General features: G+C 71.7%; 12 protein-coding genes. 3 read left to right on the forward strand and 9 right to left on the reverse strand.

The window, feature by feature from the left end; all coding sequences use genetic code 11:
• Window positions 1–146: 146 nt before the first annotated feature.
• Window positions 147–1,025 carry an alpha/beta fold hydrolase gene (locus tag ACZ44S_RS09115; protein WP_466926198.1) on the forward strand — a complete coding sequence of 293 codons (879 nt, stop codon included), beginning with the start codon at window positions 147–149 and terminating at the stop codon, window positions 1,023–1,025.
• 574 nt (window positions 1,026–1,599) lie between these two features.
• Window positions 1,600–3,039, forward strand: coding sequence for an RNA-guided endonuclease IscB (iscB, locus tag ACZ44S_RS09120; RefSeq protein ID WP_466926682.1), 1,440 nt, complete (start codon window positions 1,600–1,602; stop codon window positions 3,037–3,039).
• 269 nt (window positions 3,040–3,308) lie between these two features.
• Here the strand turns inward: iscB and ACZ44S_RS09125 are convergent, their stop codons facing one another.
• The gene (locus ACZ44S_RS09125; RefSeq protein ID WP_466926201.1) at window positions 3,309–4,409 is read right to left on the reverse strand and encodes a citrate synthase 2; all 1,101 of its coding nucleotides are present in this window, start codon (window positions 4,407–4,409) and stop codon (window positions 3,309–3,311) included.
• A gap of 272 nt (window positions 4,410–4,681) precedes the next feature.
• Here ACZ44S_RS09125 and pdxH point away from each other — a divergent pair, with 272 nt between their 5' ends.
• The gene (gene pdxH, locus ACZ44S_RS09130) at window positions 4,682–5,368 is read left to right on the forward strand and encodes a pyridoxamine 5'-phosphate oxidase (protein WP_466926684.1); all 687 of its coding nucleotides are present in this window, start codon (window positions 4,682–4,684) and stop codon (window positions 5,366–5,368) included.
• A gap of 12 nt (window positions 5,369–5,380) precedes the next feature.
• On the opposite strand, the gene ACZ44S_RS09135 is transcribed toward pdxH, so the two are convergent.
• The 8 genes from ACZ44S_RS09135 to ACZ44S_RS09170 form a co-directional block, all read right to left on the reverse strand.
• Window positions 5,381–6,013, reverse strand: a complete 633-nt coding sequence (locus ACZ44S_RS09135; protein ID WP_466926204.1) for a TetR/AcrR family transcriptional regulator — start codon at window positions 6,011–6,013, stop codon at window positions 5,381–5,383.
• Complete coding sequence (locus tag ACZ44S_RS09140; protein ID WP_466926206.1) at window positions 6,001–6,735, reverse strand: enoyl-CoA hydratase family protein; 735 nt, start codon at window positions 6,733–6,735, stop codon at window positions 6,001–6,003. Before ACZ44S_RS09140 ends, ACZ44S_RS09135 begins: the two co-directional genes overlap by 13 nt.
• The gene (locus tag ACZ44S_RS09145) at window positions 6,732–8,315 is read right to left on the reverse strand and encodes a 4-coumarate--CoA ligase family protein (RefSeq protein ID WP_466926209.1); all 1,584 of its coding nucleotides are present in this window, start codon (window positions 8,313–8,315) and stop codon (window positions 6,732–6,734) included. The genes ACZ44S_RS09140 and ACZ44S_RS09145 overlap by 4 nt, the downstream gene beginning before the upstream one ends.
• 30 nt (window positions 8,316–8,345) lie before the next feature.
• Window positions 8,346–9,491: an acyl-CoA dehydrogenase family protein gene (locus ACZ44S_RS09150; RefSeq protein ID WP_466926212.1), complete on the reverse strand. Its 1,146-nt coding sequence runs from the start codon at window positions 9,489–9,491 to the stop codon at window positions 8,346–8,348.
• An 82-nt stretch (window positions 9,492–9,573) separates the two neighbouring features.
• Window positions 9,574–11,418, reverse strand: a complete 1,845-nt coding sequence (locus ACZ44S_RS09155; protein ID WP_466926215.1) for an acetyl/propionyl/methylcrotonyl-CoA carboxylase subunit alpha — start codon at window positions 11,416–11,418, stop codon at window positions 9,574–9,576.
• A 5-nt stretch (window positions 11,419–11,423) separates the two neighbouring features.
• Window positions 11,424–13,022 carry an acyl-CoA carboxylase subunit beta gene (locus ACZ44S_RS09160; RefSeq protein ID WP_466926218.1) on the reverse strand — a complete coding sequence of 533 codons (1,599 nt, stop codon included), beginning with the start codon at window positions 13,020–13,022 and terminating at the stop codon, window positions 11,424–11,426.
• A complete protein-coding gene (locus ACZ44S_RS09165; protein WP_466926221.1) occupies window positions 13,019–14,701 on the reverse strand; it encodes an acyclic terpene utilization AtuA family protein in 1,683 nt (560 codons plus the stop codon). Before ACZ44S_RS09165 ends, ACZ44S_RS09160 begins: the two co-directional genes overlap by 4 nt.
• Complete coding sequence (locus tag ACZ44S_RS09170; protein WP_466926224.1) at window positions 14,698–15,492, reverse strand: TIGR03084 family metal-binding protein; 795 nt, start codon at window positions 15,490–15,492, stop codon at window positions 14,698–14,700. The genes ACZ44S_RS09165 and ACZ44S_RS09170 overlap by 4 nt, the downstream gene beginning before the upstream one ends.
• Window positions 15,493–15,554: the final 62 nt, after the last annotated feature.

A 15,554-nucleotide genomic window follows, 5' to 3' on the forward strand; every position in this document is an offset into this window, starting at 1 on the left:
TCCCCGACGGAGGTCACTCGATCGAGGGGTGTTGCCGGGCAAGAAGGTATTTTCGAATAGACATTCGATAATCTGCGGGCAGTGGCAACGGGCAGAGCCAGGACACAGGCAGTGGGCAGGCAGCGAGCTTGGGGGGTGCCAGGACCATGGCGCGACGCATCGACGTGACCGGGGCGGACGGCGTACGGCTCGCCGCCTGGGAATTCGGCGACCCACCCAAGAACGGCGCCGAACCGACCGCGACCACCGCACCGAACACGCCCGGCGTGCTGTTACTCCACGGCCTGATGGGCCGCGCCTCGCACTGGGCGTCCACCGCCCGCCGGCTCTCCGCGCGCTACCGCGCGGTCGCCCTCGACCAGCGCGGCCACGGCCGCAGCGACAAACCCTCCAAGGCGTCCTTCACCCGCGACGCCTACGTCGACGACGCCGAGGCCGCCCTCGAGCAGCTCGGCCTCGGACCCACCGTCCTCATCGGCCACGCGATGGGCGCCCTGACCGCCTGGCAACTCGCCGCCAAGCGCCCCGACCTGGTCAACGGCCTGATCATCTGCGACATGCGGGCCTCCGCCCTCGGAGCCGCCTCCCAGCGCGAGTGGGCCGAGTGGTTCAAGGCCTGGCCGGTCCCCTTCGCCACCCTCGCCGACGTACGCAAGTGGTTCGGCGAGGACGACCCCTGGGTCGAGCGGCCCAACCCCGCCCGCGGCGAGTTCTACGCCGAGGTGATGGCCGAGTCCCCCGACGGCTGGCGCCCCGTCTTCGACCCGGACCAGATGCTCCGCTCCCGCGAGACCTGGGTGTACGACGCCCACTGGGAGGAACTGGCCCAGGTGCGGTGCCCCGCCCTGGTGGTCCGCGGCCTCGACGGCGAACTCGGCCGCGCCGAGGCCCAGGAAATGGTCCGCGTCCTCCCCCACGGCCAGTACGCCGAGGTCGCCGACGCCGGCCACCTCGTCCACTACGACCAGCCCGAAGCCTGGCTCGCCGCCATCGAACCCTTCCTGACCACCCTCAACCACCCCTGACCCCCTCCACCCCGGGCCCTTGAGCGACCGGGCACCTCCAGGACCGCCTGACGCGGCACTACCAGCACGATCGGCCGCACATTCGAGAAAACGGAACATTCGCACGAAGGGACGACCTCGAGCGCATCGAGCCATCCGGGAGATCTCAGCCGACTAGCGTCGACGGCGTACTTGAGGAAGGGAGGTCACTCGCTCCTCGGTCCCCGGACCGACGCCTGCCCATGCAAGAGGCAGACGCAGAGTGACCAGCCCCAGTCATCACGATCCGAAGGATCAGGGAGGTGCCCCGATGACTACGTTTCCCGCAGGCGAGCGGACCCACCAGGCTGTGCTTCCTCAGCAGCCTGCTCTGGAATCCGTGGGAGCAGACACCCCTGGGAGCAGGGACGAAACGGCTCACGGACACCCCGCCACCGAGCGGGGCACCGGCAGGGAACATGGGCGAGGGGAGACCGACGGGCACAGCACCGGGGCCCGTCGGCGTCACGCCAAGAGCACCGCCACGGCGGCGCAGGCGGCAGAGAACGGGAGCGGTGACGCTCCCCCGCACGACAGCACGCCGTATCCCGGTGGCATCGGCGCAGGCCGGGTCTTCGTCCTCTGCAAGGACGGGCACCCCCTCATGCCCTGCCACCCCGCCCGTGCCCGCGCACTACTCGCACAGAGCCGGGCCGTGGTCGCCCGACAGACGCCCTTCACCATCCGGCTGAAGGACCGAACGTTCGCCGAGTCGGACGTGGACGGCGTACAGCTCCGCATCGACCCCGGCTCCCAAGGCACCGGCCTCGTCCTCACCGACGAGAAGAAGGAGCGCAACGAGCACGGCACCATCGTGACCGTTCGACGCGGGCTCATCTCGGTCGAGCTCCACCACCGCCCCGATCACATCCGACTGTGCATGCGACAGCGCGCCGGATACCGACACCGGCGCCGCTCGGCCAACACCCGCTATCGCACACCACGCTCACACAACCGACGTCACCCGACAGGATGGCTGCCGCCGTCCCTGCGCCACCGCGTCGATACGACCGTCTCCACGGCCGGACGCCTGTGCCGCTACGCGCCCGTCACCGAGATTCACGTGGAGCTTGTCGCCTTTGACACCCACTCCATGAGCGCGGGCCGACCCCTCACAGGGGCCGAGTACCAGCAGGGACCACTCGCCGGCACCGACGCCCGCGCCTATCTGCACGCCAAATGGAACAGCGCCTGCGCCTACTGCGACGCCACCGACGTGCCCCTGAACAAAGACCACCTTCGGCCCCGCAGCCGCGGAGGCTCGAACCGCCTCTCCAACCTCGTCCTCGCCTGCGTCCCCTGCAACCAGGCCAAAGGCAACGGCCCCGTCGAAACCTTCCTCGTCCACCGTCCCGACCGTCTGGAAACGATCCTCCAGCAGGTGAGAACGCCACTCCACGACGCCGCCGCCATGAACGCGACCCGCTGGCAGCTCATCGACGCACTGAGCGCCCTCGGCAAACCCCTGCAGGGTCGTCCGGGCACCGAGACGAAGGAGAACCGCACCGCCATGGGGCTGGGCAAGACACACACCCTCGACGCGCTGTCCGTAGGACCGCTGGACCACGCGCGCGGGGATGCCATCGTGCGGTTCCCCGCACAGGTCCTCGTGGTGAGAGCCACGGGACGCGGCTCCTACGCGCGGACCACCCCGGACCGGTTCGGATTCCCGCGGCTCCTGAGATCTCGCGCCAAGCAGCACTTCGGTTTCATCACCGGGGACCTCGTACGGGCCAGTGTGCCGAACGGCCGGTGGGCGGGCACATGGACGGGACGCATCTCGGTGCGTGCGAGAGGCCAGCACAGTCTCAGGACGCCGATGGGACGGCTCAACGTCGCCCACTGGAACCTGCGGATGCTTCAGCGGGGCGACGGGTACGACTACTCCGTCCGGTCGGAGGGCCGGCAGCCTCATGGTCCACTGCAGAGCGGTCAAGGTCCCGTTGGACGAAGCAGACGGGCTCCTGAGGAAAGACCCCTTCGGAAAACCGGTTGATTCGGGATCCGGCACTTCCTAGGGTTTGGGTTACCGAGGAAGGAGGTGGTTCGGAGCATGTATGCATACCGGACGTCGGAGGTGGCTGCGGGCTAGTGGCCCGTCACCACACCCGGTGCGGTGCCGAGCCAGCGCGCGAGCGACGCGTGCAGCCGGCCTAATCCAACGCAGTCACCCGACCCGCGAGTCGCCGGTAACGTCCGGCCGGCTCCCCCCGAGGGGGGAACCAGGCTCGCGGGTCGTCTGCGTTTTCAGGGGGCCGCCGGTGTTCAGCGGGCGATGTCCTCGTAGCCCTCGATCTCGCGTGGGTCGCGGGTGCCCGGGCCGACGTAGCGGGCCGACGGGCGGACCAGGCGGCCGGTGCGCTTCTGCTCCAGGATGTGGGCCGACCAGCCGGCGGTGCGGGCGCAGGTGAACATCGAGGTGAACATGTGCGCCGGGACCTCGGCGAAGTCCAGCACGATGGCGGCCCAGAACTCGACGTTGGTGGCCAGTACCCGGTCGGGGCGGCGGGCGTGCAGTTCGGCCAGGGCGGCCTTCTCCAAGGCCTCGGCGACCTCGAAGCGCGGGGCGCCCAGCTCGCGGGCGGTGCGCCGCAGGACGCGGGCGCGGGGGTCCTCCGCGCGGTAGACGCGGTGGCCGAAGCCCATGAGGCGTTCGCCCTTGTCGAGGGCCTGCTTGACGTAGGCCTCGGCGTCCCCGGTGCGTTCTATCTCCTCGATCATGTGCAGCACGCGGGAGGGGGCGCCGCCGTGCAGGGGTCCTGACATGGCGCCCACGGCTCCGGAGAGGGCGGCGGCGACGTCCGCGCCCGTGGAGGCGATGACGCGGGCGGTGAAGGTGGAGGCGTTCATGCCGTGCTCGGCGGCCGAGGTCCAGTAGGCGTCGACGGCGGCGACGTGCCGGGGGTCGGGTTCGCCGCGCCAGCGGATCATGAAGCGTTCGACGATGGAGTCGGCCTTGTCGATCTCGCGCTGGGGGACCATGGGCAGGCCCTGGCCGCGCGCGGACTGGGCGACGTAGGAGAGGGCCATGACGGCGGCGCGTGCGAGGTCGTCGCGGGCCTGTTCGGCATCGATGTCGAGGAGCGGTTTGAGGCCCCATACGGGGGCGAGCATGGCGAGGGCGGACTGGACGTCGACGCGGATGTCACCGGAGTGCACGGGGATGGGGAAGGGTTCCGCGGGCGGCAGGCCCGGGTTGAACGCTCCGTCGACGAGCAGGCCCCAGACGTTGCCGAAGGAGACGTGCCCGACCAGGTCCTCGATGTCGACGCCCCGGTAGCGGAGGGCGCCGCCCTCCTTGTCCGGTTCGGCGATCTCCGTCTCGAACGCGACGACTCCTTCGAGCCCGGGTACGAAGTCGGACATCAGGCGGCTCCTCGTGAGGTGGGTGACAGATGGTGTTGTGGGATGGGACGACCATGTGTCGGTCAAGCCGGTGCGGTCGGGTGCGTCCGGTGGATCCGCGGTCACGCTGCGTGGACTCGCGGTCCGGGACGTCATCCCTGTGATGCCCGGCTGGCGGTCACCCAACCGGATCAGTGCCTGCACGATATCCCCGGGTGCCATCTTTGGGGAGGGTTCGCGGCACTGAGTGCCATGGGGTGATGAAGGCCACCGCTGTCCCCGGGGCCGTGCGCATGGGGGAGGATGACGGCGTGACCGACCGAGATGCCGTTCCCTTCCATCTGGCCGCGATGCGCAAGCAGTACCGGACCGAGGGGCTTGCCGAGACCGACCTGGCCGCGACGCCCGTGGAGCAGTTCGCGCGCTGGTTCAAGCAGGCCGCGACGGACGGCGGGCTGTTCGAGCCGAACGCCATGATCGTGTCGACGGCGGACGCGGAGGGGCGGCCGAGTTCGCGGACGGTGCTGTTGAAGCACTTCGACGACGAGGGTTTCGTCTTCTACACGAACTATGAGTCCCGTAAGGGCCGTGACCTGGCCGCGAATCCGCATGTGTCCTTGTTGTTCCCGTGGCATCCGATGGCGCGGCAGGTCATCGTGACCGGTGTCGCGCACCGTACGGGGCGGGACGAGACGGCGGCCTATTTCCGTACCCGTCCGCACGGTTCCCAGCTGGGGGCGTGGGCCAGTGGTCAGTCGTCGGTGATCGCGGGCCGTGAGGAGCTGGACGCGTCCTATGCGGGGCTGGCGGCGCGCCATCCGGAGGGTGAGCAGGTGCCGGTGCCGCCGCACTGGGGCGGTTTCCGGGTGGTGCCGGGGTCGGTGGAGTTCTGGCAGGGCCGGGAGAACCGTCTGCACGACCGTCTGCGGTACGTGGCCGAGGCGGGCGGTGGCTGGAGGGTGGAGCGGCTCGCTCCGTGATCCGGGGGCGGGTCAGCGCAGGGCCTGCTCCAGCAGGGCGGCCCACTGGTTCACGACCCGTTCGCGGCGGGCGGTGTCGTCGCTGAGGAGGTTGGCGAGGCCGAGGCCGCGGGCCATGTCGAGGAGGCCCTGGACGGTTTCGCGGACGCCGGGGCGGGATTCGTCGGCGCCGAGGAGGTCGACGGCGATGCGGTGGGACTCGCGGCCGACGCGCAGTTCGAGTTCGGTGACGCGGGGGCGGAGCTGTTCCTCGTTGGTGGCGGCGACCCACAGGTGGAGTGCCGCGCGGAAGAGGGGTCCGGTGTAGAGGTCGACGAGGGCGGCGACGACCGCGCGGCGGTCGCTCGCGGCGGCGCCTTCGGGGCCGTCGGGGCCGTCGGCGAAGAGGGCGCGCAGGGCGGTGGAGCGTTCTTCGGCGACGTACTCGACGGCGGCGGTGAAGAGGTCCTCGCGGGTCGGGAAGTGGTGCTGGGCGGCTCCGCGGGAGACGCCGGCGCGTTCGGCGACGACGGAGACCGTTGAGCCCGCCCAGCCGTGTTCGGCGAGGCAGGCCACGGCGGCTTCCAGGAGTCGCTGCCGGGTGGCCCGGCTGCGGTCCTGCTTGGGGACTCGTTCGGCACGGTCGGCCGTGCTCACACCACCCATTCCGGATCCCGTCGTTCGAGGAAGGCCGTCATTCCCTCGCGCGCGTGGGCGGAGGAGAAGAGGCGGGCCGAGAGCGCGGTCAGGTCGGCCGCGTCCCGGTCGAAGGTCTCCAGCACCTTAGCCGTGAGCAGCCGTTTCGTCTCGGCCAGGGCTTCGGGGGCGGATGCGCGCAGGCCGTCGAGGATGGGGGCGAGGGTGTCGTCGACGTCCTCGCCGGCGGTGGTGAGCAGGCCGATGCGGGCTGCTTCGGCGGTGTCGAGGCGTTCGCCGGTGAGGTAGTAGCGGGCGAGTGCGCGCGGGTCGGTGCGGGGCAGCAGCGGCAGGGAGATGACGGCCGGGGCGACGCCGATGCGGACCTCGGTGAAGGCGAAGGTGGCGGTGTGCGAGGCGACGGAGATGTCGCAGGCGGCGAGGAGGCCGAGCCCGCCGGCGCGGACGTGTCCGGTGATCCGCGCGACGACGGGTTTGGGCAGTTCGACGATCTGCCGCAGGAGGTCCACGAGGGCTCCGGGCGGGGGCGGGTCGCGCAGGTCGGCGCCCGCGCTGAAGGTGGTGCCGGTGTGGGTGAGGACGACCGCGCGGACGCCGGTGTCCTTGCCGGCGTCGGTGAGCGCGGCGGCCAGTTCGCCGACGAGGGCGGCGGAGAGGGCGTTGCGGCGTTCCGGGGCGTCGAGGGTGAGCGTTTCGACGCCCCGTGCGCGGGTGCGGCCGATCAGGGTCACGAGGGCTCCTTGTGCGTCGCGCGGAGTTCGCGGCGCAGGATCTTCCCGGAGGCGGCGCGGGGGACGCCGTCGATGAAGGTGACGTGCCGGACCCGCTTGTAGGGGGCGACGTGTTCGGCGACGTACATCATGATCTCGCCTTCGGTGAGGTCCGGGGCGGACGGCTGGCGGACGACGTAGGCGTGCGGGACTTCGTTGCCGTCGTCGTTGTAGACGCCGATGACGGCGGCGTCGGCGATGCCGGGGTGGGTGAGGAGCAGGGCCTCGAGTTCGGCGGGGGCGACCTGGAAGCCCTTGTACTTGATGAGTTCCTTGACGCGGTCGACGACGAAGAGCCAGCCTTCGTCGTCGACGTGGCCGACGTCTCCGGTGTGCAGCCAGCCTCCCCCACCGTCGATCATGGCGGCGGTGGCGTCGGGGCGGCCGAGGTAGCCCTTCATGACCTGGGGGCCGCGGATGAGTATTTCGCCGGATTCGCCGGGGCCGAGGTCCTTGGCGGGGTCGTCGAGGGAGACGATCCGCATCTCGGTGCCTGCGATGAGTTTGCCGACGGTGCCGGGGGGTGCGTCGTTCATGGCGTCCAGGGGGACGACGTGGGTGCCCGGCGACAGTTCGGTCATGCCGTACGCCTGCCCGACGGGTGGCAGTCCGAGCCGCCTGGAGCAGGCGGCGGCGAGGCTTGCGTCCAGGGGTGCGGCGGCGCTGATGATGTGCTGCAGGGAGGTCAGGTCGTACTGGGCGACCAGGGGGTGTTTGGCGAGGGCGAGCACGATGGGCGGGGCCACGTAGAGGCCGGTGATGCGGTGGTTCTGGATGGCCGCGAGGAAGGTTTCCAGGTCGAAGCGGGGCAGGACGACGACGGTGGCGCCCTGGCGCAGGGGCGCGTTCATGAGGGCCGTCAGTCCGTAGATGTGGAAGAACGGCAGGACGGCGAGGATGCGGTCCCCTGGACCCGTGCTGATCAGCGGCTGGAGCTGGGCGAGGTTGGTGGCGATCTGCCGGTGGGTGAGCATCACGCCTTTGGGGATGCCGGTGGTGCCGGAGGAGTAGGGCAGTGCGGCGACGTCCTCGGCGGGGTCGATGTCGACCGCCGGTTCGGGGGCGGTGGAGGCCAGCATGTCGATCAGTGAGCGGTGTCCGGGTGCGCTGTCGCAGACGAAGATCTCCTGGACGCCGCCCGCGAGTTCGGCGGCCCTGCGCGCGGTTTCGAGCAGCGGGGAGACGGTGACGATCCAGCGGGCCGCGGAGTCCTTGAGCTGTTTGCCGAACTCCTCGGCGGTCGCGAGGGGGTGCACGGTGGTGACGGAGGCGCCGGCGCGGGTGGCCGCGTAGAACGCGGTGGGGAAGGCGATGGTGTTGGGGCTGTGCAGGGCGAGCACGTCCCCCTTGCGTACGCCGGCTTCGGCGAGGGCGGCGGCGACCCGGCGGTGGAAGCGGTCGACCTGTTCGTAGGTGAGGGTGGTGCCGTCGGTGCCGTCGATCAGTGCCGGGGCGCTGCCGAACTCGGCGGCACGGCCGAGCACGGCGTCGTGGATGGGGAGTTCGACCGGTTCGACGTCTGCGTACTCGCTGCGGAACATGGTTCCTCCAAGACGGCCGGGGGCCGGTGCCTAGTACGACTTGGGCAGGCCCAGGGTCTGGTGGGAGACGTAGTTGAGAATCATCTCCCGGCTCACCGGAGCAATACGAGACACGCGCGCGGCGGTTATCAGCGCGCCGAGCCCGTACTCGCGGGTGAGGCCGTTGCCGCCGAGGGTGTGCACGGCCTGGTCGACGGCCTTGACGCAGGCTTCGGCGGCCGCGTACTTGGCCATGTTGGCGGCCTCGCCCGCGCCGATGTCGTCGCCGGTGTCGTAGAGGTGGGCGGCCTTCTGCATCATCAGGCGGGCGAGTTCGAGGTCGATGTGCGCCTGGGCGAGGGGGTGGGCGATCGCCTGGTGGGCGCCGATGGGAGCGTTCCAGACGGTGCGTTCACGCGCGTAGGCGAGGGCGCGGGTCAGTGCGTGGCGGCCCATGCCGATCGCGAACGCGGCGGTCATGATGCGTTCGGGGTTGAGGCCGGCGAAGAGCTGGAGCAGGCCGGCGTCCTCGTCGCCGACGAGGGCGTCGGCGGGCAGCCGTACGTCGTCGAGGACGAGCTCGAACTGCTTCTCTACGGCGTTGAGTTCCATGTCGATGGGGCGGCGCTGGAAGCCCTCGGCGTCGCGCGGGACGATGAACAGGCAGGGCTTGAGCTTGCCGGTGCGGGCGTCCGCGGTGCGGCCCACGATGAGGGTGGCGTCGGCGATGTCGACTCCGGAGACGAACACCTTGCGGCCGGTGAGGATCCAGTCGCCGCTGTCGGGGTCGCGCCGGGCGGTGGTGGTGATGCGGTGGGAGTTGGAGCCGGCGTCGGGTTCGGTGATGCCGAAGGCCATCAGGCGGCTGCCGTCGGCGAGGGCGGGCAGCCACTGGCGTTTCTGGGCCTCGGTGCCGAAGCGGGAGATGACGGTGCCGCAGATCGCCGGGGAGACGATCATCATCAGCAGGGGGTTGCCGGCGGCGCCCATCTCTTCGAGGACGAGGGAGAGTTCGGTGATGCCGCCGCCACCGCCGCCGTATGCCTCCGGCAGGTTGACGCCGATGTAGCCGAGCTTGGCTGCTTCCTGCCAGAAGGCGCGGGCGTCGGTGGTGTGGGTGGCGCGGGGGTGGTTGTTCGCGAACGCGGCGACCGCTGCGCGGAGGGCCTTGTGCTCTTCTGATTCGATCAACGGCATGAGGGCTCCTAAGGGGGCGGGACTTCAGGTCGACGGGAGGGTGCGGGTTCGTCGGGGTGCCTCGCGCAGTTCCCCGCGCCCCTCAGGGAGTTGCTTCCACGATTGCCAGAAGGGTCCCGGGGTCCACTTGCTGTCCCGGTGTGGCGCTGAGGGTGGTCAGTGTTCCCGTGACCGGGGCTGTGATCTTGTGTTGCATCTTCATTGCCTCCAGCCAGAGGAGGGGCTGTCCAGCTTCCACGTGGCTGCCCTCTTCGAGGCCCTCGGCGACGCGGACGACCGTGCCCGGCATGGGGGCGAGGAGGGAGCCGGGGGCGTGCTGGGCGGTGGGGTCGGGGAAGCGGGGCAGGGCGGTGAGGGCGGTGGTGCCCGCGTACACGCGGTCGTCGTACCGGCTGACCTCGTAGCGGCGTCGTACGCCGTCCACGTCGAGGATCACCAGGTCCGCGTCGGCGTGCACGACCTGGACGCCGTCGGCGGCCAGGCCCTCGCGGGTGTGCCGGTAGCGGACCTCGTGCTCCTCGCCGTCCATGAGGTACCGCTTGATCTGGGGCTGCGAGGCCAGGTTGCGCCAGCCGCCGAAGCGGGAGCGGCCGTGGGCGTCGGCGAGGGCGGCGGCGAGCGGGGCGTGCGGGTCGGGGGCGGGGGCGGTCAGTGCGGGCAGGTGCCGGTCGTAGAACCCGGTGTCCATGCGCCCTTCGGTGAATTCCTCGTGGCGCAGGGAGCGGACGAGGAGGTCCCGGTTGGTGCGGGGGCCGTGGATCACCGCGCGGTCGAGGGCGGAGGCGAGCTTGCGGATCGCCTCCGCGCGGGTGGGTGCGTGGGCGACGACCTTGGCGAGCAGGGGGTCGTAGTGGACGCCGATGTCGTCGCCGTCGGTGTAGCCGGTGTCCAGGCGTACGGAGTCGGGGACGGAGAGGCGGTGCAGCCTGCCGGTCTGCGGTGCCCAGTCCTGGGCGGGGTCCTCGGCGTAGAGGCGGGCCTCGACGGCGTGTCCGCGGATGGCGGGCGGCCCGTCGCCCAGCGCGTGGCCCTCGGCGATGCGGATCTGCTCGGCGACGAGGTCGACGCCGCACACCGCCTCCGTCACGGGGTGTTCCACCTGAAGGCGGGTGTTCATCTCCAGGAAGTGGACCCGGTCGTCGGCGACGAGGAACTCGACGGTTCCCGCGCCGACGTAGCCGACGGCGCGGGCGGCACGTAGGGCGAGGTGGTACAGGTGTTCGGTGACCCCCGGGGCGAGGTGGGGCGCCGGGGCCTCCTCGATCACCTTCTGGTGGCGGCGCTGGAGGGTGCAGTCGCGGGTGCCGAGCACCCACTGCGTGTCGTGGGTGTCGGCGAGCACCTGCACCTCCACGTGGCGGGCGCCTTCCACGTACGGTTCGACGAACACCTCGCCGTCGCCGAAGGCGCTCGCGGCCTCCGCGCGGGCGGCGGCCAGTTCGCCGTCCAGGTCGGCGAGGCGCCGTACGACGCGCATGCCGCGTCCGCCGCCGCCCGCCGTCGCCTTCACCAGGACGGGCAGGTCGGCCTCCGTGACGTCGCGCAGGGGTTCGATGCCCATGAGCTGTTTGGCGCGCGTCTTGGACGCCATCGCCTCGATCGCCTCGGGGGGCGGGCCGATCCAGATCAGGCCGGCGTCCTGCACGGCCCGCGCGAAGTCGGGGTTCTCGGAGAGGAAGCCGTAGCCGGGGTGCACGGCGTCGGCTCCGGCGCTGAGGGCGGCCTTCACGATGAGGTCGCCGCGCAGGTAGGTGTCGGCGGGCGTCGCCCCCGGCAGGCGTACGGCGGCGTCGGCCTCGCGGGTGTGGAGGGCGCCGGCGTCGGGGTCCGAGTGCACGGCGACGGTCCGGATGCCCATCGCGCGGCAGGTGCGCATGACACGGCAGGCGATCTCGCCGCGGTTCGCCACCAGGAGGGTCGTGATCATGGGCCTCACATCCGGAAGACGCCGAAGCCGCCGCGCGCGCCCTCGTAGGGGGCGGTGTGGATCGCGGACAGGCACAGGCCGAGGACGGTTCGGGTGTCGCGCGGGTCGATGACGCCGTCGTCGTAGAGGCGTCCGGAGAGGAACATCGGCAGCGACTCGGACTCGATCTGCTGCTCCACCATGGCGCGCAGGGCCGCGTCCGCCTCGTCGTCGTACGGCCGTCCCTTCGCGGCGGCGGACTGGCGGGCGACGATGGACAGCACGCCGGCGAGCTGCTGCGGGCCCATGACGGCGGACTTGGCGCTGGGCCAGGCGAAGAGGAAGCGGGGGTCGTAGGCGCGGCCGCACATGCCGTAGTGGCCGGCGCCGTAGGAGGCGCCCATGAGGACGGACAGGTGGGGGACGCGGGAGTTGCTGACCGCGTTGATCATCATGGCGCCGTGCTTGATGATGCCGCCCTGCTCGTACTCCTTGCCGACCATGTAGCCGGTGGTGTTGTGCAGGAAGAGCAGGGGGATGTCGCGCTGGTTGGCGAGCTGGATGAACTGGGCGGCCTTCTGGGACTCCTCGCTGAAGAGGACGCCCTGGGCGTTGGCGAGGATGCCGACGGGGTGGCCGTGGAGGGCGGCCCAGCCGGTGGTGAGGCTGGTGCCGTAAAGGGGTTTGAACTCGTCGAAGTCGGAGGAGTCGACGATCCGCGCGACGACCTCGCGCGGGTCGAAGGGGATCTTGAGGTCGCCGGGGACGATGCCGAGGAGTTCGTCCTCGTCGTACTTGGGCGGGGCGGCCGGTCCCGGATCGTCGTAGGCCTTGCGGTGGTTGAGGCGGGCGACGACGCGGCGGGCCTGGCGGAGCGCGTCGGGCTCGTCGACGGCGAAGTAGTCGGCGAGGCCCGACACGCGCGCGTGCATCTCGGCGCCGCCCAGGGACTCGTCGTCGCTCTCCTCCCCCGTCGCCATCTTCACCAGGGGCGGGCCGCCGAGGAACACCTTCGCCCGCTCCTTGACCATGATCACGTGGTCGGACATGCCGGGGATGTACGCGCCGCCCGCGGTGGAGTTGCCGAAGACGACGGCGACGGTGGGGATGCCGGCCGCCGACAGCCGGGTGAGGTCCCGGAAGATGGCGCCGCCGGGGATGAAGATCTCCTTTTGGGAGGGCAGGTCGGCGCCGCCGGACTCGACGAGGCTGATGCAGGGCAGCCGGTTGGCGAGCGCGATGTCGTTGGCGCGCAGGGCCTTCTTCAGGCTCCACGGGTTGCTGGCGCCGCCGCGCACGGTCGGGTCGTTGGCGGTGATGAGGCACTCCACGCCCTCGACGACGCCGATGCCGGTGACGAGGGAGGCGCCGACGGTGTACTCGCTGCCCCAGCCCGCCAGCGGGGACAGTTCCAGGAAGGGCGTGTCGGGGTCGAGGAGCAGTTCGATGCGTTCGCGGGCGAGGAGCTTGCCGCGCTTGCGGTGCCGTTCGACGTACTTCTCGCCGCCGCCCGCGAGGGCCTTGGCGTGCTCGGCGTCGAGTTCGGCGAGCTTGGCGAGCATGGCGTCGCGGTTCGCGCGGTACTCCGGGTCCGCGGTGTTCAGGGCGGATTCGAGGACCGTCACAGGAGGGCCTCCGGGATGTCGAGGTGCCGGGAGCGCAGCCATTCGCCGAGCGCCTTGGCCTGCGGATCGAAACGGGCCTGCGCGGCGACGCCCTCGCCGAGGATGCCCTCGACGACGAAGTTCAGGGCGCGCAGGCGGGGCAGTACGTGCCGGGTGACGGGCAGGGCGGCGGCCTCGGGAATCAGCTCCCGGAACCGCTCGACGGTGAGTTCGTGCGCGAGCCACCGCCAGGCGTCGTCCTGGCGCACCCAGACACCGACGTTGGCGTTCCCGCCCTTGTCGCCGCTGCGGGCGCCGGCGAGGAGCCCGAGGGGCGCTCTGGTGGTGGGGCAGGCGGGCAGCGGCTCGGGGAGGGCGGGCTCCGGTACGTCCTCGAGTACGGCGGTGTCGTGGGCCGGGGCCACGGGGACACGGCGTCCGTCGTGGAGGACGGCCACATGGTCGACGTCGCCATGGGGGACGTACACATCCTCGAAGACCCCATAGGGGGAGCCCTTTCCCGGTGGCGCCATGACGTGGAATCCGGGGTAGCCGGCCAGCGCCAGCTCGATGGCGGCCCCGCTCAGCACTCGTCCGACGGCTTCCTGGGAGGGATCCCGTACGACGAGCCGCAGCAGGGCGCTGGCGGTCTCCTCGGTGTCGGCGTCGGGCCGGTCGGTGCGGGCGAGCTCCCAGCGCACCTCGGCGGGCGGTGACTTGGCGAGCGCGTCGCCCATCTGCTCTTCGACGAGGGCGGCCTTGGCCTCGATGTCGAGCCCGGTGAGCACGAACACGACCTCGTTGCGGAAGCCCCCGAGCCGGTTGAGCCCGACCTTCAGCGTGGGCGGCGGGGCCTCGCCCCGTACCCCTTCGACGCGCACCCGGTCGGGCCCGTCCTGCCGCAGCCGTACGGTGTCCAGCCGGGCGGTGACGTCCGGTCCGGCGTACCGGGCGCCGCCGGTCTCGTAGAGCAGCTGGGCGGTGACGGTGCCGACGTCGACGAAGCCGCCGGTGCCGGGGTGCTTGGTGATGACACTGGTGCCGTCGGCGTGGATCTCGGCGAGGGGGAAGCCGGGCCGGCGGAGTGCGCCGGGCGGGTGTTCGGTGAAGAAGGCGTAGTTCCCGCCGGTGGCCTGGGTCCCGCACTCCAGCACATGCCCGGCGACGACGGCTCCCGCGAGCCGGTCGTGGTCCGTCGCCGCCCAGCCGAAGTGGGCGGCGGCCGGCCCGGTGACGAGGGCGGCGTCGGTGACGCGCCCGGTGACGACCACGTCGGCGCCCGCGCGGAGGCATTCCGCGATGCCGAAGCCGCCGAGGTAGGCGTGGGCCGCGAGGCTCCCGGGGTACCGCGCGGTGAGGTCGTCGCCCTCGACATGGGCGACCCGCACGGGGATGCCGAGCCGGCCCGCGAGGGCCCGTACGGCGCCGGCGAGGCCGCCCGGGTTGAGCCCGCCCGCGTTGGTGACGATCCTGACGCCCTTCTCGTGGGCGAGCCCGAGGCACTCCTCCAGTTGGCGCAGGAAGGTGCGGGCGTACCCGGCGGAGGGGTCCTTGAGCCGGTCGCGGGCGAGGATGAGCATGGTCAGTTCGGCGAGGTAGTCGCCGGTGAGGACGTCGAGCTCGCCGCCGGTGAGCATCTCGCGGAGGGCGTCGAGGCGGTCGCCGTAGAAGCCGGAGAAGTTGCCGATGCGCAGGGTCACCGGGTGCTCTCCTTCGGCTCCCGTCCGCCGCCGGCCGGCCCGGCGAAGGCCTGGGCGATGTCCAGCCAGCGGTCGGCGTCGGGGCCGTCGGCGGTGAGGGCGAGGTCCGCGCGGTGGGCGCGCTGGGTGACGAGCAGGCAGAAGTCGAGCGCGGGCCCGGTGACCCGCTGGGCCGCGTCCTCGGGCCCGTACGCCCAGGTCCCGCCCCCGGGCGCGGCGAGCTCGACCCGGAACGGCTCGGCGGGCGGGGTGAGCCCGTGCACGCCGTAGGCGAAGTCCCGGGTGCGCACCCCGAGCCAGGCCACATGCCGGAGCCGGTCGCTGGGTGGCCGCATCACACCGATCGTGTCCGCCACGTCCTGTCCGTGGGCCCAGGTCTCCATGAGACGGGCGGTGGCCATGGAGGCGGCGGACATGGGCGGCCCGTACCAGGGGAACCGCGCCCCGGCCGGGGCCTCCCGCAGCGCCTTCTCCAGCGCCGCACGCCCCTCACGCCACCGCGCGAGCAGCTCGGCGGGCGCGGACCGGGCGTACTCCTCGGCACCGTCGTCGACGAAGGTGTGGGGTGCGGTGAGGGCCCGCTCGACCAGCGCCTGGAACGCGTCCGCGTCGGTGACGGCGAGCAGCGCGGAGTGGTCGGTCCAGGCGAGGTGGGCGATCTGATGGGCGACGGTCCATCCGGCGGCGGGCGTGTCCCGCCCCCACCCCTCGTCCCCGAGCCCGGCCACGAGCCGGTCGAGCTCCTCGCTCTCCTCACGCAGATCGTCGATCACGGGCGTCGGATCGGACACGAGGCGCTCCCCTCGGGACACGTACACGGCGGTGTGCGGCGCGGTTGCGTGGAGCATGGCAG

This window comes from Streptomyces malachitofuscus (assembly GCF_055571035.1).

Coding starts and splice junctions, on each gene's coding strand:
- ACZ44S_RS09155 (WP_466926215.1), bottom strand. CDS start 11,418: ATGATCACGACCCTCCTGGTGGCGAACCGCGGCGAGATCGCCTGCCGT.
- pdxH (WP_466926684.1), top strand. CDS start 4,682: ATGGGGGAGGATGACGGCGTGACCGACCGAGATGCCGTTCCCTTCCAT.
- ACZ44S_RS09145 (WP_466926209.1), bottom strand. CDS start 8,315: ATGTTCCGCAGCGAGTACGCAGACGTCGAACCGGTCGAACTCCCCATC.
- ACZ44S_RS09135 (WP_466926204.1), bottom strand. CDS start 6,013: ATGGGTGGTGTGAGCACGGCCGACCGTGCCGAACGAGTCCCCAAGCAG.
- ACZ44S_RS09115 (WP_466926198.1), top strand. CDS start 147: ATGGCGCGACGCATCGACGTGACCGGGGCGGACGGCGTACGGCTCGCC.
- ACZ44S_RS09125 (WP_466926201.1), bottom strand. CDS start 4,409: ATGTCCGACTTCGTACCCGGGCTCGAAGGAGTCGTCGCGTTCGAGACG.
- ACZ44S_RS09150 (WP_466926212.1), bottom strand. CDS start 9,491: ATGCCGTTGATCGAATCAGAAGAGCACAAGGCCCTCCGCGCAGCGGTC.